Source organism: Nonomuraea sp. NPDC003707, assembly GCF_053587055.1.
In genome coordinates, this window is record NZ_JBSFNK010000005.1 from 512547 (window position 1) to 530401 (window position 17855).

16 protein-coding genes are annotated in these 17855 nt (G+C 71.4%); 13 read left to right on the forward strand and 3 right to left on the reverse strand.

Annotated elements, in window-relative coordinates; all coding sequences use genetic code 11:
• Positions 1 to 181 precede the first annotated feature (181 nt).
• From ACWDRB_RS16300 to ACWDRB_RS16345, 10 genes are all read left to right on the forward strand, one after another.
• Positions 182 to 430 carry an acyl carrier protein gene (locus ACWDRB_RS16300; protein ID WP_350731131.1) on the forward strand — a complete coding sequence of 83 codons (249 nt, stop codon included), beginning with the start codon at positions 182 to 184 and terminating at the stop codon, positions 428 to 430.
• On the forward strand, positions 405 to 1163 hold the full coding sequence (locus ACWDRB_RS16305) for an SDR family NAD(P)-dependent oxidoreductase (protein WP_449894504.1): 759 nt from the start codon (positions 405 to 407) through the stop codon (positions 1161 to 1163). The genes ACWDRB_RS16300 and ACWDRB_RS16305 overlap by 26 nt, the downstream gene beginning before the upstream one ends.
• Entirely contained in the window at positions 1163 to 2470 is a 1308-nt protein-coding gene (locus ACWDRB_RS16310; protein ID WP_449894506.1) for an AMP-binding protein, read from the forward strand. The genes ACWDRB_RS16305 and ACWDRB_RS16310 overlap by 1 nt, the downstream gene beginning before the upstream one ends.
• A gap of 16 nt (positions 2471 to 2486) precedes the next feature.
• Positions 2487 to 3512 (forward strand): LuxE/PaaK family acyltransferase, encoded by a 1026-nt coding sequence (locus tag ACWDRB_RS16315; protein ID WP_449894508.1) that lies wholly within the window; start codon positions 2487 to 2489, stop codon positions 3510 to 3512.
• Positions 3512 to 4732: an acyl-CoA reductase gene (locus ACWDRB_RS16320; RefSeq protein ID WP_397371306.1), complete on the forward strand. Its 1221-nt coding sequence runs from the start codon at positions 3512 to 3514 to the stop codon at positions 4730 to 4732. The genes ACWDRB_RS16315 and ACWDRB_RS16320 overlap by 1 nt, the downstream gene beginning before the upstream one ends.
• Positions 4729 to 6867, forward strand: coding sequence for a hypothetical protein (locus ACWDRB_RS16325; RefSeq protein WP_449894510.1), 2139 nt, complete (start codon positions 4729 to 4731; stop codon positions 6865 to 6867). The genes ACWDRB_RS16320 and ACWDRB_RS16325 overlap by 4 nt, the downstream gene beginning before the upstream one ends.
• Before the next feature lie 109 nt (positions 6868 to 6976).
• Entirely contained in the window at positions 6977 to 8188 is a 1212-nt protein-coding gene (locus ACWDRB_RS16330; protein WP_449894512.1) for a glycosyltransferase, read from the forward strand.
• Between the two features lie 3 nt (positions 8189 to 8191).
• The gene (locus tag ACWDRB_RS16335) at positions 8192 to 8890 is read left to right on the forward strand and encodes a class I SAM-dependent methyltransferase (RefSeq protein WP_350731117.1); all 699 of its coding nucleotides are present in this window, start codon (positions 8192 to 8194) and stop codon (positions 8888 to 8890) included.
• 65 nt (positions 8891 to 8955) lie between these two features.
• The gene (locus ACWDRB_RS16340; protein ID WP_355190350.1) at positions 8956 to 9627 is read left to right on the forward strand and encodes a polysaccharide deacetylase family protein; all 672 of its coding nucleotides are present in this window, start codon (positions 8956 to 8958) and stop codon (positions 9625 to 9627) included.
• A 6-nt stretch (positions 9628 to 9633) separates the two neighbouring features.
• Entirely contained in the window at positions 9634 to 11367 is a 1734-nt protein-coding gene (locus ACWDRB_RS16345; RefSeq protein ID WP_449894516.1) for a hypothetical protein, read from the forward strand.
• Between the two features lie 15 nt (positions 11368 to 11382).
• Here ACWDRB_RS16345 and ACWDRB_RS16350 read toward each other — a convergent pair whose 3' ends face one another.
• Positions 11383 to 11853: a winged helix-turn-helix transcriptional regulator gene (locus ACWDRB_RS16350; protein ID WP_449894518.1), complete on the reverse strand. Its 471-nt coding sequence runs from the start codon at positions 11851 to 11853 to the stop codon at positions 11383 to 11385.
• Positions 11854 to 11934: 81 nt separating this feature from the next.
• On the opposite strand from ACWDRB_RS16350, the gene ACWDRB_RS16355 reads away from it, so the two are divergent.
• Complete coding sequence (locus ACWDRB_RS16355) at positions 11935 to 13338, forward strand: MFS transporter (protein ID WP_449894520.1); 1404 nt, start codon at positions 11935 to 11937, stop codon at positions 13336 to 13338.
• 52 nt (positions 13339 to 13390) lie between these two features.
• On the opposite strand, the gene ACWDRB_RS16360 is transcribed toward ACWDRB_RS16355, so the two are convergent.
• Entirely contained in the window at positions 13391 to 13870 is a 480-nt protein-coding gene (locus tag ACWDRB_RS16360; RefSeq protein ID WP_449894522.1) for an ATP-binding protein, read from the reverse strand.
• Positions 13871 to 14247: 377 nt separating this feature from the next.
• On the opposite strand from ACWDRB_RS16360, the gene ACWDRB_RS16365 reads away from it, so the two are divergent.
• Entirely contained in the window at positions 14248 to 14769 is a 522-nt protein-coding gene (locus ACWDRB_RS16365) for a hypothetical protein (protein ID WP_449894524.1), read from the forward strand.
• Positions 14770 to 14829: 60 nt separating this feature from the next.
• On the opposite strand, the gene ACWDRB_RS16370 is transcribed toward ACWDRB_RS16365, so the two are convergent.
• A complete protein-coding gene (locus ACWDRB_RS16370) occupies positions 14830 to 15744 on the reverse strand; it encodes a CHRD domain-containing protein (RefSeq protein ID WP_449894526.1) in 915 nt (304 codons plus the stop codon).
• Between the two features lie 354 nt (positions 15745 to 16098).
• Here ACWDRB_RS16370 and ACWDRB_RS16375 point away from each other — a divergent pair, with 354 nt between their 5' ends.
• The gene (locus ACWDRB_RS16375) at positions 16099 to 17778 is read left to right on the forward strand and encodes a DUF1996 domain-containing protein (protein WP_449894528.1); all 1680 of its coding nucleotides are present in this window, start codon (positions 16099 to 16101) and stop codon (positions 17776 to 17778) included.
• The last annotated feature ends 77 nt before the right edge of the window (positions 17779 to 17855 follow it).

Consider the following 17855-nt stretch of genomic DNA (forward strand, 5'->3'; position numbering starts at 1 on the left):
GATTGGATTCGTCCATCATTCCCCCCGTACGGTGGACCGTGTCCCGTCCGACATTCCCAGCCCTCAACGGGTGCCACGCCTCGTTATACGGTTCCATTACCCGAGAGGGGGTCTTGGTTTTCTCCTGGCGCGCAATTCCCGCTACACTACGTCGTGGCTTGAGGACAGAGAGTGAGTGATCATGAGTCATCTCGACCGCCTGCGGGCCGTCTTCCGCAGCGCGCTCAACCTTCCGGCCGACACCTACGTCGACGGGCTCGAATACCGCGCCATCCCCCAGTGGGACTCGCTGGCCCACATGGCGTTGATCGCCGCGATGGAGGACGAGTTCTCCGTCATGATCGACACCGACGAGATGATCGACATGAGCTCGTTCGCCAAGGCGGCCGGGCTGCTGGAGAAGCATGGCGTCGGCGCCGCCGCCGGCTGAGCCCAGGGTCGTCCTGGTCACCGGCTCGACGGCGGGCATCGGCCGGGCCGTGGCGGTCACTCTGGCCGGGGCGGGCCACGACGTGGTGCTCCACGGCCGCGGCGAGGAGCGCGCCGCGAAGGCCGCCGCCGAGGTCGCGGAGGAGACCGGCGGGGTGACCGACTCGGTCGCCTGCGACGTCGGCGACCCCGCCGCCGTCTCGGCCGTGATGCGGCAGATCTACCAGCGCCACGGCCGCCTCGACGCCCTCGTGATCAATGCCGGCATCCACGCGGCCGGCCCGCTCGGCATGGCCCACCACGACACGGTCCAACGGCTCTTCCAGGTCAACGCGGTCGGCGCGACGTACACGCTGCAGTCCGCGCTCAGGCTGCTGCGGCGGGGCAGCTCCCCCGCGGTGGTCCTGGTCTCCTCGATGATGGGCCGCATGGGCGGCGCGGGCCAGGCGGTCTACTCCGCCACCAAGGCGTCCGTGATCGGCCTCACCAAGGCCGCCGCCAAGGAGCTGGGGCCCGCCGGGATCCGGATCAACGCCGTGGCCCCGGGCTACATCCAGACCGACATGCTCGCCACGCTCGACAAGGAGAGCCGGGTGGCCACGGTCGCCGCGACCCCGCTCGGGCGGCTCGGCACGCCCGCCGACGTCGCCCGCGTGACCGCGTTCCTGCTCTCGCCAGACGCGGGTTTCGTCACCGGCCAGGTCATCGGCGTCGACGGCGGGCTGGTGCTGTGATGTTCCCGCACCCACAGGCCCGGCTCGTCGTCGCGGGAGAGGCGGCGGGCCTCGGCGGCGACGAGCTGGCCGGCCACGTCGCGCGCACCGCGGAGGCCCTGACCCGGCTGCGGCCCGGGCCGCTGTTCTGCGGCATGCGCAACAACGTCACGTCCGTCCTGCGCTACCTCGCCGCCTGGCGGTCGGGCCGGCCGATCGCGCTGCTCGACCCCGACCTGGCTCCCGGGGCGCTGGCCGAGCTGGTGGGCCGGTTCAGGCCGGCGGCGCTGCTCGGGTTCACGCACGCGGCCGACGGCTCGCCGCCGCCGCGCCGCGACGTGCCCGAGCCGCATCCCGACCTCGCCGTGCTCCTCGCCACTTCGGGCTCGACCGGCAACCCCAAGCTCGTACGCCTGTCGCGCCAGGCCGTGCTGGCCAACGCCACCGCCATCGCCACGGCCCTGGCCATCGACCCCGACGAGATCGCGCCCACCAGCCTGCCGCTCCACTACAGCTACGGGCTGTCCGTGCTCAACAGCCACCTGATCGTCGGGGCGACGGTGATGCTGACGGAGGCGGGGCTGCTGGAGCGGTCGTTCTGGACCCATCTGGACGCCCACCGGTGCACGTCGCTGGCCGCCGTCCCCTACCAGTACGAGATGCTGCGGAGGCTGCGTTACGACCGCTCCGAGCACCCCGCGCTCGCCACGCTCACGCAGGCCGGCGGGCGGCTCGGCCAGGACCTGGTCCAGGAGTTCGCGGGCCAGGCCGACCGGTTCTTCGTGATGTACGGGCAGACGGAGGCGACGGCCCGGATCGCCGTCCTGCCTCCCGACCGGCTGGCCGACAAACCGGGCTCCGCCGGGCCGGCCATCCCCGGCGGGCGGCTGACCGTCGACGAGGGCGAGGTCGTCTACCACGGGCCCAACGTCATGATGGGCTACGCCGAGACGGCCGCCGACCTGGCCAGGGGCGACGACCTGGGCGGGGTGCTGCGCACCGGCGACCTGGGCCGGCTCGACTCCGAGGGCTTCCTCTACCTCACCGGGCGGCTGAAACGCATCGCCAAGATCTTCGGCGTGCGGGTCAACCTCGACGACGTCGAACGCCTGCTGCGCGGCTCCGTCCCGGTGGCGGCGACCAGCGGCGACGACCGCGTGACGGTGTGGGCCGAGGGCCTCGACGCGGCCGGCCGCGCGGGCCTGGCCCGCAAGCTGGGCGCCGAGCTGCGGGTCCATTGGAGCGGGTTCGACGTGCGCGCCGTCGACAGCCTCCCGCTCCTGGCCACCGGCAAGATCGACTACCGCGCCCTGGAGTCCCGCACATGACGGCGGAGGGTGGCGGATGAGCGTTTTCAGTCTGGCGGAGCCCCAGCGGGAGGCAGCGCTGGTGGGCGAGCTGGCGGCGCTGACCGAGCGGCATCGGCGGGCGTGCGCCCCCTACCGGCGGGTGCTCGACGCCATTCAGGCCGGCCCCCCGTACGAGCGGCTCGCGGACCTGCCCTGGCTGCCGGTGCGGCTGTTCAAGACGCACGAGCTGCGCAGCGTGCCCGAGGACCAGGTGTTCAGGGTGCTGACCTCCAGCGGGACCACCGGGCAGCGGCCGAGCCGGGTCTACCTCGACCGCGAGGCCGCCGCGACGCAGCCGCGGATGCTGGCGGCCACGCTCAGGGAGGTGCTGGGCGGGCGGCGGCTGCCGATGCTGGTCGTGGACAGCCGCTCGGTCGTCCGTGACCCCACGCTGAGCGCCCGCGGGGCCGGGGTGCTCGGGATGATGAACTTCGGCAGGGACCACACGTTCGTGCTCGACGAGCGGGGCCGGGTGGACGCCGAGGCGGTCAAGGGGTTCCTGGCCCGCTACGGCGGCGAGCGGTTCCTGATCTTCGGGTTCACGTTCATGGTCTGGCTCCACCTGCGCGACCTCGGGGCGGACCTGTCGCAGGGGGTGCTGGTCCACTCCGGCGGGTGGAAGCGGCTGGCCGAGCAGGCGGTCGACAACGCCGAGTTCCGGCGGCGGCTGGCGGCCGAGTGCGGGCTGACCCGGGTGCACAACTTCTACGGGATGGTCGAGCAGATCGGGACCGTCTTCCTGGAGGGGCCCGACGGCGACGGGCTCTACTGCCCCGACTTCGCCGATGTCGTGGTCCGCGATCCGGAGACCTGGCAGGAGGTCCCCGTCGGCGAGCCGGGGCTGATCGAGGTCGTCAGCACGCTGCCCACGTCCTACCCGGGCCATGTCCTGCTGACCGAGGACCTGGGCGTGGTGCACGGCGTCGACGACGGACACTGGCCGGGCAAGCGGTTCGAGGTGCTGGGCAGGCTGCCCAGGGCCGAGGCGCGCGGCTGCAGCGACACCATGGGGCGGGGCTGATGCTGGACGACCCGAAGCTCGACGTGCGTTTTCCCGCCGCCGCTCCGGTGTCCGCCGAGGACCTGCTGGGTGAGCTGCGCGGCGGGCTCGACGTGGGCGACGAGCGGGTGCGCGAGTTCCTCTCGGGCTTCGGCAAGCGGCTTCTGCGGCCCGCGCTGGCGCGGCGCCATCCCGAGCTGGGCTCGCTCGGCTTCTTCCTGCGCCCCAGCGAGCTGGCCCGCACCGTCGACGGCCTCGCCAACGAGCACGTACGCGTCCCGCGCGGCATGGTCTTCCACATCCCGCCCGCCAACGTCGACACCGTCTTCGTCTACTCCTGGGCCCTGTCGGCCCTGATGGGAAACCGCAACATCGTGCGCCTCTCGCCGCGCTCCGGCGCGGTCGCCGAGGTCATCCTGGAGACGCTGCACGACGCGCTGGCCGACGCCGACCCCGTCATAGCGGCGACCCAGCGCATCGTCTCCTACGGCCGCAGCGACTCCGTCACCGCCGCGCTCTCCGCCGCCTGCGACCTGCGGGTGGTGTGGGGCGGCGACCGCACCGTGCAGGAGATGCGGCGGCACTCACTCGCCCCGCACGCCCGCGACCTGGTCTTCCCCGACCGCTCCTCGTTCGCCGTCGTGGGCGCGGCGGCCTGGCTGTGCGCGCCCAGGGCCGCGCGGGTCACCGTGGCCGAAGGCTTCGTCAACGACACCTACTGGTTCGACCAGGCCGCCTGCTCCTCGCCCAGGACGGTGTTCTGGGTGGGCGCGGAGGGCGACTGCGACACGGCGCGGGCCGACTTCTGCGAGCACGTGTCGCGCGTGGTCACGGTCCGGGGGTGGGGAGTCGACGCCGCGATGGCCGTGGAGAAACGGGTCTCCACCTACGGCCTGGCCGCCGACGGGCTGGCGGAGAGCATCGAGTTCCGGGGCAACGCGCTGGCCAACGTCACGCTGTCGGCCGCCGCCGCCGCGCCCAGGCAGTGGCTGGGCGCCGGTACGTTCGCGCACGCCAGGCTCGGGTCGCTGGCCGAGCTGGGCTCGCTGGTCGAGCGGCGGGACCAGACGATGACGCACTTCGGGTTCGCCAGGGCCGAGCTGGAGCGGCTGGCCAGGGAGCTGGGCGGGCGCGGGGTCGATCGCATGGTACCGATCGGGAGCGCGCTGAGCTTCCATCGGGTGTGGGACGGGTTCGATCTCCCGGCCGAGTTCACGCGACTGGTGACCGTGATCAGATGACGTTCGCGCCCCCCACGGCCTGGCTCGCCCGGTGGCCGGCGTCGTCCGGGCGGTGGCTCGGGTGGGTGCCCGCGGGGGTCGTGTGCGCCGGTGCGGTGGTGGTGTTTCTGTGCTGCGGGGTCTCCGCCCGCGACCTGGCCGTTTTCGCGGCCTACCTCGGGGCCGGGGTGGCGCTGCCCGGGACGCTGCTGTGGCGGGCGCTGACCGGCGGCGGGAGGTCGACGGCCGAGGACGTCGCGGCGGGGCTGGCGATGGGGTACGCGGTCGAGGTCCTGGCCTACCTCCCGGCCAGGGCGGCCGGGGTGCCGCTGCTCGTGCTGGTGCCGTCCGCGGGGGTGCTCTGCGCGTTCGCCTGCGTGCCCCGGCTGCGGCGGCACTGGCGGGGCGGGGCCGCCGGGGAGCGCATGCCCGCATGGTGCGCGTGGGCGCTGGCGGCGGTCGTCGCCTACCTGATCGCGTGGAGCACGCTCAACCTCTACCGGGTGCCGGTCTCCGCCGCGTACGTGGACCTGCCCTACCACCTGGCGCTGGTCGGCGAGGTCAAGCACCACGTGCCGCCCACGCTGCCGTCCGTGCTGGGCGAGCGGCTCTCCTACCACTGGTTCGTCTACGCCGAGCTGGCCGCCACGAGCTGGGTGACCGGGATCGAGCCGGTGACGCTGGTCTACCGGCTGGCCACGCTGCCGATGACGGCGGCCATGGTCGTGCTGGTGGCGGTGCTCGGGCGGCGGCTGGGCGGGAGCTGGGGCGCCGGGGTCGCGGCGGCCGGGGTCACGTACTTCCTGCTCGGGCCGGTCCTTCAGGAGGACGTGGTCTTCACGACGCGGCCGATGTTCACCGCCTGGGCCAGCCCGACGCAGACGTTCGGGGCGCTGCTGTTCGCGCCCGTGCTGCTGCTGCTGACCGGCGGGCGGCGGTGCTGGGCGGCGCTGGTCGTGCTGCTGCTGGCGCTGACCGGGGCGAAGGCCACGTTCCTGCCGTTGCTGCTCGCGGGGCTGCTGGTCGTGGTGGCCGTGCGGTGGGCGGTGGAGCGGCGGGTGCCGGGCGCGTGGCTCGGCGTGGCCGGGATCACGCTGGCGTGCCTGCTGGTCGCGCAGCTCGTGGTGTTCGGGCGGGGGTCCCAGGGGACGACCATCGCGCCGTTCGCGGCGATGCGGGGGCTCTGGGGGCTGGTGACGGGCGTGGCGGCGCCCGAGCTGGCCGCCGTGCCGGTGACGCCGTTGCTGGTCCTGACCGTCGTGCACCTGTTCTGCCTGCTCTGCGTGTGGGGCGGGGTGACGGCCCTGGGCCGGCGGGCGCTGGAGCCGTCCATGTCGCTGCTGCTCGGCATGGGGGCGGCGGGGGTCGGCGCGGCGGCGCTGCTCGGGCATCCGTCGGACTCGCAGCTCTACTTCCTGGAGAGCGTCCGGCCCTACCTGTCGGTCGCCGCGGTGTGCGGGGTGGCCGGGCGGCGGGTGCCGTGGGCCATGTCGGTCGGCATGGTCGCGGCGGGGGCGGGGGTCGCGCTGCTCGCCACGTGGATCGTGGTGCCCGGGGACGCGGCGGTGCGGGTGGTGGTGCCGTACCTCGTGCTCGGGGTGGTGGCGGCGGCGGTGCTGGTGTGGCGGCGCGGGGCCGTGCTGGCGGTGGTGGCGCTGCTGGCGGGGTACGCGGTGCCGGCCTCCGCGCGCGAGCTGGTCCTGCGGGTGGTGCCGGAGGGCCGCGAGACGGAGATCCCCGCGGGGGCGCTGAGGGCGGGGCGGTGGTTGCGTGCGCACTCCTCGCCCGGCGACGTGGTGGCCACCGACCTGCACTGCCGCCCGGTCGAAGCGCCCGGGTGCGACAGCCGGCACTACTGGGTGTCGGGGTTCACCGAGCGGCGGGTGCTGGTCGAGGGATGGGCGTACGCGGAGAGCACGCTGTCGCGGGCCGAGCTGTTCGTCTCGCCGTATCTCGAGGTGCCGTTCGCGGATCCCGTACGGCTGGCGGCGAACGACGCGGTCTTCCGGGCGCCCACGGCGGAGAACGTCCGGCGCCTCGCCGAGGTCTACGGCGTCAAGTGGCTCTTCACCGGGATGAACCCGGAATTGGGGAAATACGCGCGACTGCGCTTCCGCAATTCGTCCTTCTCCGTTTACCGGCTCACCGCCCGGTAAAAGTCTCTCCCCCTCACGGAATGCTGCGGAGAAACGGCCCGCGCCACGCTGGACGGCCCCAGGAGCATTTTCGTGGACGTACGGCCACCGATCAGGATCAGGAACTCCCATGAAAACGCGTGCCGCGACGGAGCCGAGCCCCCGCGTTCTCGACACCACGGCCCGGCCGGCGAGCGTCGACATCGTCATCCCCGTGCTCAACGAGGAACGCGCCCTGCCCGGCTGCATCCGCACGCTGGCCCGCTTCCTCGGCGACGGCTTCCCGCTGCCGTGGCGCATCACGATCGTCGACAACGGCAGCACCGACGCCACCTGGCCGGTCGCCAACGAGCTGGCCGGGCAGTTCGAGCGCGTACACGTCCGCCGGCTCGACATCCGGGGCCGGGGCGCGGCCCTGCGCGCGGCCTGGCAGGACAGCCCCGCCGACATCGTGGCGTACATGGACGTCGACCTGTCCACCGGCCTCGGCGCCCTGTTCCCGCTGGTCGCCTCAGTGGCCGGCGGCCACTCCGAGATCGCCATCGGGACGCGGCTCGCGCGGGGCGCGCGCACCCGCCGCTCGCTGCGCCGCGAGGTGGTGTCGCGGGGCTACAACGCCCTGCTCAGGTACGGCTTCGGCGTCCGCTTCAGCGACGCACAGTGCGGCTTCAAAGCGGCCAGGGCCGACGTGGTCAGGCCGCTGATGGCCAAGGTCGAGGACGACTCGTGGTTCTTCGACACCGAGCTGCTCCTGCTGGCCGAGCACAACGGCCTGCGCGTGCACGAGGTGCCGGTGGACTGGATCGAGGACACCGACTCGCGCGTGAAGATCGTCAGGACGGCCGTCGACGACCTGAAGGGGCTGGCCAGGGTCGCCTGGTCGATGTCGATGGGCCGGGCCCGCGTGGAGGTGGCGCGGTCCGAGCTCACACCCACGCACCCGGACGCGGTCGTGGCGCGGCCCCGCGCGGTGACGCCGGCGAAATTCACCTCGTTCGCCGTGATAGGCATTGTTTCCGCAATTCTGTACGCGCTCATTTATCTGCCGCTGCGCGATATCTGGTCGCCGGCAATGACGAATTTCGCCGCACTCGTCCTCACCGGAGTCGTCGGCACCGAGGCGAACCGCCGCTGGACATTCCACCGGCGCACCGCCATGCACGTGCGGGCGGCGACGCTCTTCCTGGCCAACTACGCCCTCACCACCATGGCCGTGCTCGCGCTGCCCCGTGACGCCGGGCGGCTGACGGAGGTCGGCGCGGTCGCCGGCACGTACTGCCTGCTCACCTTGATCCGCTTCACCGCCCTGGACCGCTGGGTCTTCTCCCGTACGAGGAACTGATCGATGGAAACCACTGAGATCCGCCGCCTGATCGCGCTCGAGGACCGCCACTGGTGGTACCGCGAGCGCCGGGCCATCCTGCGCAGGGAGCTGCGCGGGCTGGGCCGTCCCGGGCGGGCGCTGGACATCGGCGCCGCCGGCGGCGGGAACACCAGAGTGCTGGTCGAGGCGGGCTGGGAGGCGACCGCGACGGACTCGTGCGCGACGGCGGTCGAGGTGGCCAGGCAGCGCGGGCTCAAGGCCGTGCGCGCCGACGCGCGGGCGCTGCCGTTCGAGCCGGGGAGCCTGGACCTGGTGACCGCGTTCGACGTGCTGGAGCACGTTCGCGAGGACCACCTGGTCGTGGAGGAGATCGCCAGGGTGCTGGCGCCCGGCGGACACGCGCTGATCGCGGTCCCGTGCGACATGGCACTGTGGTCGGCCCACGACGACGCGGTCGGGCACGTGCGCCGCTACGCCCGCGAATCGCTGACCGTCGTGGTGGAGCAGGCCGGGCTGAAGGTCGATCGCGTCTGGAGCTGGAACGTGCTGCTCCGTCCCCTCGTCGCCCGGCACCGGCGCCGGTCCAGGGGCAGCGACCTGCGGAAGATGCCGCTCCTGGTCAACGCGGGGCTGTCGGCGGTCGTGCGGGCCGAGCGGTACCTGCCGGTCAAGTCGCTCAAGGGCGTCACGCTGTTCCTGCGGGCCCGGCTCGGGAGATGAGCGTGTTCAGACCGAGACGTGGGGGTGTTCAACGGTGTGCGCGCATTGGCTTTAGGCTGTGATCCGTGGTGATTCATGCCCTGCTGGCGGCCGTGCTGGCCACGACCTCGCTGCCCGCCCAGGCGGCGACGGTCGACTGTGACCGGGTCAAGTGCCTGGCGCTGACGTTCGACGACGGTCCGGGCGAGGGCACCCCGACCCTGCTCAAGCTTCTCAAGCAGGAGGGGGTCAAGGCCACGTTCTTCCTGGTCGGCAAGCAGGTGGAGCAGCGGCCGCAGATCGCCAGGCAGACGCTGGCGCAGGGACACGCGATCGGCAACCACACCTGGTCGCACGCCTCCCTGCCGACACTGCTCGACGACCAGATCCTCGACGAGCTCAAGACCACGCAGGAAGCCATCCAGCAGGCCACGGGGCTGCGGCCGGCGATGTTCCGCCCGCCGTACGGGCACACCGACGACCGCGTGCTGGGCCTGGCCGACCAGGTGGAGCTCGCGCAGGTGCTCTGGACCGGCACGACGCTCGACTGGAAGCTGCGTGACGCCAAGAAGATCAAGGCCGCCGTGCTCAGGCTGGCCAAGCGCGACGGAGTGATTCTTATGCACGACACGGTCCCGGCGACCGTGAAGGCCATGCCGTCCATCCTCAAGGAGCTCAAGAAGCAGGGCTATCACCTCGTCACGGTGCCGACCCTGCTACGCGGCAAGAAACCCGAGCCCGGAGTGAGCTACCCCTGACGGGCCATGGGCACCGCGAAACCAAGGCCGTGGGTCGCGATCCCGACCTTTCTGATCATTCAGGCCGTCCTCGCCTGCTGGTGGGCGGCCTTCTACCCCGGCCTGTTCAGCCGCGACTCGGTCCTCTACCTCAGCCACACCGTCGTCGGCCCCTGGGTGAGCGACCACTCGGTGCTCTACGACGCGCTGCTGTCGCTGAGCTTCACCAAGACGGGTGACCTGGGCGCGGTCACGTTCGCGCAGACCACCGCCATGGCGGCGGCGCTGACGTACCTGGCTCAGTCGCTCAAGGCGCTCGGCGCGCCACGCCTGCCGACCACGCTCGTGGCGATGCTCATGCCGCTGGCGCCGCCCGTGGGCGCGTTCTCGGTGACGCTGTGGAAGGACGTGCCGTTCACGATCTGCGCGATCGCCGTCGCGGGCGTGTGCGCCCGGATCGCGGCCAGACGCGCCGTCACCGTGCCCACGCTGGTCGGGCTCGGGCTGCTCTTCACGACATTGGGGCTCTTCCGGGCGAACGGCTTCCTCGTCGTGGGCGTCGCCGTCCTCGCGCTGCTGGCGATCGTCACGACCATGCGCGTACGGCTGCTGCTCGCCGGCACCTTCGCCGCGGCCCTGCCGCTCGTGCTCACGAACCTCGTCTTCCCGCAGTTCGGCATCATGGCCCCGTCCAAGACGTACGTGTACCACACGGCCTTCGGCGACATCGCGGTGGCGTACCGGGACCGTCCCGAGCTGTTCACCGAGCAGGACAAGGCGTTGATGGCCACCGTGGCGCCGCTGACGCGGTGGTGGGACGGCGGCACCTGCTACACGATCAACCCGCTGATCTGGCGGCGGGACTTCAGCTGGCCGCAGGCCGACGCGCACGCCTCCGAGCTGCTCGACCTGTGGAAACGGCTGCTGATCTCCGAACCCCGCATGATCATCGACACCCGGCTGTGCCGTGGGGCGATCGCGTGGCGGCCCGTGCAGGACGAGTTCGCCATCGGCGGGATGACGTACCGGTTCTCGCTGCGGCCCAACGCCGACACCTACGTCGGGCCGAACAAGGTGCCCGACTTCCCGGGACGGTGGGTCTACTCGCTGCGGCCGAAGTCGTGGGAGCTGAACCAGGTGGCCGATCCGTGGCTGACCGGGGCGCTGGCGCCGCAGTACGACTGGGTGCTGTGGCGGGGGGCGTTGTGGGCGTACGTGTCGTACCTGGCGGTGGCGCTTGGGGCGCTGGCGCTGCGGAACCGGTACGTGCTGGGGGTGGCGGCCGTGGTGGCCGGGCAGCAGCTCACGGTGCTGGCCAACATCTCGGCGCAGGACTTCCGGTACATGGCCTCACCCATCTTCGTGGGGGTGCTGCTGGTGCCGTTGCTGCTGGGGAGTGCGGGGCGGTTGGTGGTGGCTTCGGTACGGGGGGTCGGGCGCGCACTACGCCGCAAGCCTGCCGCGCCCCGGCCCCCGTTGCCACAGCCCGGCACCCCCGCGCCCGCCCCGGACGCGCCCTCAGGGAACGCCCCCGCGCCGGACGCACCTACGGCCGCCGCGCCGGATGCGCCATCAGCGGACGAGGCCACGGCTCACGGGGCTGCGGGTCACGGGCCCGAGCCGGGTGAGCGCACGGCTCGGGCGGCGTCGCTCTCGGAGCCCGTGACGCCAGACCCTCAGCCGAGCGAGCCGAATGGACCAGGAGCCCCAGGCGCGTCGGGCGGGACGGGGGCGCTTGGGCGGGAGGGCGATCGGGAGTAGGCCGGCGGGCCGGGCTCAGACGGTGGCGGGGAAGCGTCCCGGAGCGGGTACGAAGCCCGGCGTGTCCTCCGCGGCCTGGCGGGCGTCGTATCGCTCCCGGGAGGCGGCCACGCACGCGCTGTGCTTCCGCGACCAGTTGGTGAGCGTCAGCATGGCCTCGTACAGCTCCAGCGCCATCGGCGTGGCCTGGTACTCGACCTTGGGCGGCACCGTCGGATAGACCGTGCGCTCCAGCAGCCCGTCGCGCTCAAGATTGCGCAGGGTGAGGGTGAGCATGCGACGGCTGATGCCCTCGATCTCCCGCTCCAGCTCCGTGAACCTCCTCGGCCCGCGAGCGGTCACCACGACGATCTGGATGGCCCACTTCCCGGCGATCTTGTCCAGGATCTCGCGCGGCGGGATGGGGCAGAAGCCCTGCTCGATCATCGCCTGCGCGTCGTCCAACGTCCTGAGCTGCTCTGGTACAGCGGTGTTCCTCTGGGACATGAAAGTGCCTTCTTCCGGTTGACCTCGATGGTCACACATCATGGCCACTGTTACAAATCGTTCCCCTAGGAAGACTTGGTCATGAAGAACAAATGGGCCGCATTCTCGCTACTGGCCACCACCCAGTTCGTACTGATCCTGGACTCCACGATCGTGGGCATCGCGATGCCGCACATGGGTCGTGAGCTGGGCATGAACGCCCAGGACCTGTCGTGGACGACGACGGCGTACTCGCTGGTGTTCGGCGGGTTGCTGCTGCTCGGCGGGCGGCTGTCCGACTACGTGGGCAGGCGCCGGATCTTCATCGCCGGGATGCTGCTGTTCGGCGCGGTGTCCCTGATCGGCGGCGTGGCCGCGTCCGGCGTGCTGCTGATCGCCGTACGGGCGGTGCAGGGGCTGGCCAGCGCGCTGGTGGCGCCCGCCGGGATGTCACTGGTGATGACGATCTTCAAGGGCGACCCTGCGCTCAACAAGGCGATGGGGCTGTGGGGCGCCGTCGGCGGCATGGGCGCCTCGGCCGGGCTGGTGCTCGGCGGGCTGCTCACCGACTGGTTCGGCTGGCGTTCCGTGTTCCTGGTGAACGCGCCCATCGGGCTGGGCGTCGCCGCGCTGGCGCTCGTACTGCTGCCCGCCGCGCGCTCCGCCGAACGGACCCGCGGCTTCGACGTGGCCGGGGCCGTCACCTCGACCGCCGGGCTGGGCCTGCTCATCTACGCCCTGGTGGACGCGGCGGAGGCGGGCTGGACCTCGGCCAGGACGCTCGGCGTCGGCGCCGTCGCGATCGCCCTCATCGTCGCCTTCCTCGCCATCGAGTACCGCTCGGCCAACCCGCTCGTCCCCCTGAACGTCTTCCGCAGGCGCACGCTCCGCGCCGGCAACGTGATCATGTTCCTGGTGGCCATGGCGATGCAGCCGGTGGCCTTCCTGCTCAGCCTCTACACCCAGCTCGTGCTCGGCTACAGCGCTACCCTGTCGGGCCTTTCGACGCTGGCGATCCCCGCGACGATCGCGCTGACCGCCTCGTTCCTCGGCGGACGCGTGCTGACCAGGTACGGCCTGCGCACGACGACGGCCGCCGGCATGGCCTTCATCCTGGTGGGCGCGGCGCTCTACCTGCGGGTGGGGGTGCAGGGCGACTACCTGCTGGTCCTGCTTCCCGCCGAGCTGCTGACCGGCTTCGGCTTCGGCCTCCTGGTCGGCGCGGTGACCGTCGCCGCCACCTCGGACGCCTCGCCGGAGGAGTCGGGGATGGTGTCGGGCCTGTTCAACGTGACGACGCAGGTGGGCATCTCGGTCGGCATCGCGGTGCTGGTGGCCGTCGCGGCCGGCGTCACGGGCGGCTCCCCCGCGCCGGAGGCGCTGGTCTCGGGCTACCGGATGGCGTTCCTGGGCTCGACCTTGCTGGCCGCGGTCGGCCTGGCGGCGGCGCTCACGATGCTCCCCAGGCCCGCCAGGGACCGGGAGTCTGTGGCGGTGTCCGCCTGACCGCCCCGCCTCAGACAGGCCGGTTCCCACGCGGAACCGGCCTGTCTGTTTCTCAGGCTGCCATCGGGGTGAATGCCTCGAAGGGGTCGGCTTCGGCTTCGGCGAATGTCGGGAGTTCGAACCAGATGGCCTTGCCGCGGGGAGTGGGGGTACCGCCCCAGGAGCCGGAGAGCATGTCGACCAGGAAGAGCCCGCGTCCGCGCTCGGCGTCGAGGTCGACGGTGCGCATGGTGGGCAGCTGGGGGTTCTCGTCTTCGACTTCGCAGCGCAGCAGGCCGTTCTCGGCGGAGAAGCCGAGGCGGACGTGTCCGTGGGCGTGGTCCAGCGCGTTGGCGACCAGTTCGCTGACGAGGAGCTCCGCGACTTCGATCTGGTCGTCGAAGCCCCAGTCGGTCAGCTTGTCGCGGGTCAGCCGGCGAGCGGTACGCACCGAGCTGAGGTCAGGCGTCAGCCACCACGAAGCCGTGCGGCGTGTTGCCGGGCTGTGGCTGGTGGCCGTCGTGTGGCTGCTGGTCCGCGTAACGCTGTTCATTGCCCTGCACCCCGTGTGGCAGCTGAGGTGGCTGCCGTCCGGTTCCCTCCGGTCCTCTCTTCAGGTGAGCGTGAATTGCTCACACCACGAGAATGCCTCGGTGGGCCCCCTGGAGAAGAGGTGAAAAATCCCCATATAGGCACCTATTCCGGACTACGTAGGTACCTACGTAGCTGCACGTCAGGGGTTCCAGCGCACGGTGAGGCTCCGGGTGCCGGTGTGGCACGGTCCCATTTGCCATAGGGCCCAGGCTCTGCCGAGCGGGATGTCGCTGATACGTGACGGCAGGGCCGTGACAGCGCGCGGTCAGCCCGGGAGCAGCGGTGGTCGGCATCGTCTTCCTCATCGAGAAGCACCCCCGATGAGGAGCCCCCGCCATGATGACCTTCGCCGCCGTTCTGCAGTTGCTCATCGCTCTCGGCTTCGTGAGCATCCCCCTCGTACGCCACCGCTACGGCCGCGAGGCAGGGGTCGCCGCGGTGCGGGAGCTGGAGCGTCAGGGCGTCCCCGCCCGCATCCTGAAAGAGAACAACATCAGCTTCGACGCCAGTGGCCACGAGACCATCGTGCCCGCCACGGTCGCGCTGATCATGACGGCCCTGGCCGTGCTCAACCTGATGGGAAACCACTGGGGGCAGGTCCTGTCCTGGGCCTTCCAGCCGCTCGTGCTCGTCGGCAACGTCCTCATCCTCTACAGCCAGCTGACCGCCGCCACGTCCGTGCGGAAGGCCTTCGAGCGCAAGGGCGACCCGATGCTCCGGCGCGTCGACGTGCCGGCGCTGCTGAAGGCGGCCGGCAGCGGCTTCCCGAGCTGGGTGATGCCGGGTCTGCAGAACGTCCGGCACACGGTGGTGATGGGCGGTTCGATCCTCGTCCTGGTGGCGTTGATCAGCGCCTGAGCCGGGACACGCGAACGCGCCGCGCGGGCGAGATCCCGCGCGGCGCGTTCGCGTGCGCCGCTACCAGCCACCGTTGTGGAGCTGGCCGCGCACCGCGCCGCCGGGGAACTCCGCGGTGTGCAGGTTGACGTACCAGCCCTTGGGGTTGTGCTTGATGCCGTCGGCGACCTTGGCCGAGGCGGTGCCGGTGCCGGCGATGCCGTTGACGCCGGCCGGCAGGCCGTTGGCGGCGGCGAAGAAGTCCACGACCACCGGGCCGTTCTTGCCCTTCACGCCGCGGTGGACGTGGCCGTTCGTGGGCGGGGCGACGCGTTTCCAGGCGGTGGCGAAGTGCACCTTGGTGCCCTTCACCCAGACGAGCCACGCGGCGCGCCCGTCCTGGTCGCCGACCTTGGTGCCGGGCGCGGGCACTTCCTGGCGGCCGTCGGCCAGCGCGGTGAGCGTGTGGTGGGACGAGCCGGCGGCCAGCACCGAGTCGAGCGAAACTGGGCGTACCCGGTGCAGCTGGGCGCGGACGGCGCCGCCGGGGAACTCGCCCGTGTGCAGGTTGGCGTACCAGCCCTTGGGGTTGTTCGCGATCCTGGCGAGCAGGCCCGAGTCCTTGACCGTGACGGTGCCCTTGACGGCGCTGAGCGAGGCGGGCAGGGCCGCGCCGAAGAACGGGATCTTGACGTCGCCGTTCTTGCCGGACTTGCCCCGGTGGATGTGGAACGCGGTCGGCGCGGCCACCTTCTGCCACCGGATCGCATAGTCGACCTGCTGTCCGTGGATGCGGAACACGGCGATCGCGCTGCCGTTCCGGTCACCCACCTTCGCGCCGGGGGCGGGTACTTCGTTCTTGCCCAGCAGCGTCGCCGCCAGATAGACGTCGGTGCTCGACTGCGTGTCCGCCTGTGCCATGGCCGGGCTGACGGAGGCGGCGATCAGCGCGGTGGCGAGCGCGAGGCCGGAGGCGGTGAGGATGCGCTTCGTCATGATTGACCCTTTCAGTTGCCTCAGGGGTGAGGCCCGTAGCGGTGTTCGACGCCCGGTTGTACGACCCGCGCCTCGCGCCGGGTTCAATCCGCAAATGTGTATAAATACGCATTCGCGCTGGTAGGAGGAGGTCTGGCGGCCCTTCCCGGACGCATGCGGGTGAACCCTCCCGTAAGAACCCCCGTACCTGTCGAAGATCGGACTTTCCTTGCCCACGACAAAACCGGAGGGAGTGGTCGCATGTGGAGTCCATCGGGGGAAAGACGATTCAGGCCGTGGTTGGGGGCGGTTTGCCTGAGCGGAAGCGTCGCGCTCGTCCTGTCAGGCTCTCCGCCGTACGCGCAGACCGGGGCGGTGGATGTCTATCTGAGCACGGTCGCGACTGAGGGCATCTCCTGCCCGAACGTGGCGGACAAGCTGGCCGACGTCCCGGCCGCCGCCAAGGCCGAGGTCGACCGCAACCTCGCCCAACTCGACAAACAACTCCAAGAAGCCAACAACCGACTCGCCACCTCAGCAGGAGAAGGAGGCGCCAACTTCGTCCAGAACGCCATCCTCGGCCCACTCGCCGACAAACGCGCCGCCGCCATCGACCGCATCTCCATAGCCATCGGACGCGTCGCAGAACGCCCCACCGGCCTCAACGAGCTCGCCACCTGCTCGCTCGGCGACGCCGCCGCTCCGTCCCAGAAGGCCACCCCATCCCAGGAGGCCACCCCGACCGACCAAGCCACCCCGACCGACCAGGCAACCTCATCCGACCAAGCCACCCCACCGGAACAAACCACCGCACCCCCGGCGACCGGCTCCGCCACGCCTGATCCCAGCGGCAGCCAGACCGCGGCCCCGGCGGCGCAGACCATCGTCTGCCCGAACGTGGCGGACAAGCTGGCCGACGTCCCGGCCGCCGCCAAGGCCGAGGTGGACCGCAACCTCGCCCAACTCGACAAACAACTCCAGGAGGCCAACGACCGACTCGCCACCTCAGCAGGAGAAGGAGGCGCCAACTTCGTCCAGAACGCCATCCTCGGCCCACTCGCCGACAAACGCGCCGCCGCCATCGACCGCATCTCCATAGCCATCGGACGCGTCGCAGAACGCCCCACCGGCCTCGACGAACTCGCCACCTGCTCGCTCGACGACGCCCAGAACTCGGCGGATGCCGGGCCCACGGCCGACGACTACGTCGACATCCGTGACGTCCCCAAGGCGGAGCAGCCAGAGGCAGGCGAGAACGCCTCAACGGGCACGTACGCCTCCCGATGCGGTACGAACCGCGACGGTCACTCCAACACCGACAACCTCATCCTCGCCCCGGGCATGTCGGACGGGGCCCAGCTCAGGCAGGACTACGTGGGCAACATGTCCACGGACGCGTTCTCGACCAACGAGAGCCTGGCCGCCGCGGACACCACCTGCCGCACCAGCGACGACCGGTCCGCCTACTTCTGGCCGACCCTGCGCGTACGCGGATCCGACGACGAATCCGCGGCCGGGGACGACACGAACAACGCCGGCACCCCCGTACAGCCGACGTCTGTGAAGCTCGAGTACCGCGGGAACCTCACCTCGGAGGTGACGGCGGCGCCGCGGTTCCTCAGGATGATCTCCGGCGACGCCAGGGCGGCCAGCAACGGCGCTGAGAACGCCCGCCCGACGTTCACCTGCACGGGCTTCACCGACCGGCTGACCGACAAGTATCCGATCTGCCCCTCCGGCAGCGACCTGGTCCGCGTCTTCGACATGCCCAGCTGCTGGGACGGTCAGAACCTCGACAGCGCCGACCACCGCACGCACCTCGTCTTCCCTGACGAGACCGGCGCCTGCCCCAGCGGCACCGAGGCCGTGCCGCAGCTCCGGATGACGCTCACCTACGACGACGTGCCCACCTCAGGAGACGTCCCCTTCGCGGTGGACGGACCCGCGAGCGAGCAGAACGACCCGAGCACCGACCACGCCGGCGCCATCGGCGTGATGTCGCACAGGCTCATGAACACCATCGTCCGCTGCGTCAACAGCGGCAAGAACTGCTGACACCGACAGCATCGAGCCCGGCCTGTGGGGAAGCAGGTGGGCATGGCTCGGAGCAGCACGTCGGCGGGTGACCGCCG

What these genes read in the sequence shown, in the direction of transcription:
- ACWDRB_RS16370 (WP_449894526.1), bottom strand. Translation starts at nt 15,744, where the DNA reads ATGACGAAGCGCATCCTCACCGCCTCCGGCCTCGCGCTCGCCACCGCG.
- ACWDRB_RS16325 (WP_449894510.1), top strand. Translation starts at nt 4,729, where the DNA reads ATGACGTTCGCGCCCCCCACGGCCTGGCTCGCCCGGTGGCCGGCGTCG.
- ACWDRB_RS16300 (WP_350731131.1), top strand. Translation starts at nt 182, where the DNA reads ATGAGTCATCTCGACCGCCTGCGGGCCGTCTTCCGCAGCGCGCTCAAC.
- ACWDRB_RS16315 (WP_449894508.1), top strand. Translation starts at nt 2,487, where the DNA reads ATGAGCGTTTTCAGTCTGGCGGAGCCCCAGCGGGAGGCAGCGCTGGTG.
- ACWDRB_RS16320 (WP_397371306.1), top strand. Translation starts at nt 3,512, where the DNA reads ATGCTGGACGACCCGAAGCTCGACGTGCGTTTTCCCGCCGCCGCTCCG.
- ACWDRB_RS16365 (WP_449894524.1), top strand. Translation starts at nt 14,248, where the DNA reads ATGATGACCTTCGCCGCCGTTCTGCAGTTGCTCATCGCTCTCGGCTTC.
- ACWDRB_RS16355 (WP_449894520.1), top strand. Translation starts at nt 11,935, where the DNA reads ATGAAGAACAAATGGGCCGCATTCTCGCTACTGGCCACCACCCAGTTC.
- ACWDRB_RS16330 (WP_449894512.1), top strand. Translation starts at nt 6,977, where the DNA reads ATGAAAACGCGTGCCGCGACGGAGCCGAGCCCCCGCGTTCTCGACACC.
- ACWDRB_RS16310 (WP_449894506.1), top strand. Translation starts at nt 1,163, where the DNA reads ATGTTCCCGCACCCACAGGCCCGGCTCGTCGTCGCGGGAGAGGCGGCG.
- ACWDRB_RS16345 (WP_449894516.1), top strand. Translation starts at nt 9,634, where the DNA reads ATGGGCACCGCGAAACCAAGGCCGTGGGTCGCGATCCCGACCTTTCTG.
- ACWDRB_RS16350 (WP_449894518.1), bottom strand. Translation starts at nt 11,853, where the DNA reads ATGTCCCAGAGGAACACCGCTGTACCAGAGCAGCTCAGGACGTTGGAC.
- ACWDRB_RS16305 (WP_449894504.1), top strand. Translation starts at nt 405, where the DNA reads ATGGCGTCGGCGCCGCCGCCGGCTGAGCCCAGGGTCGTCCTGGTCACC.
- ACWDRB_RS16360 (WP_449894522.1), bottom strand. Translation starts at nt 13,870, where the DNA reads ATGAACAGCGTTACGCGGACCAGCAGCCACACGACGGCCACCAGCCAC.
- ACWDRB_RS16335 (WP_350731117.1), top strand. Translation starts at nt 8,192, where the DNA reads ATGGAAACCACTGAGATCCGCCGCCTGATCGCGCTCGAGGACCGCCAC.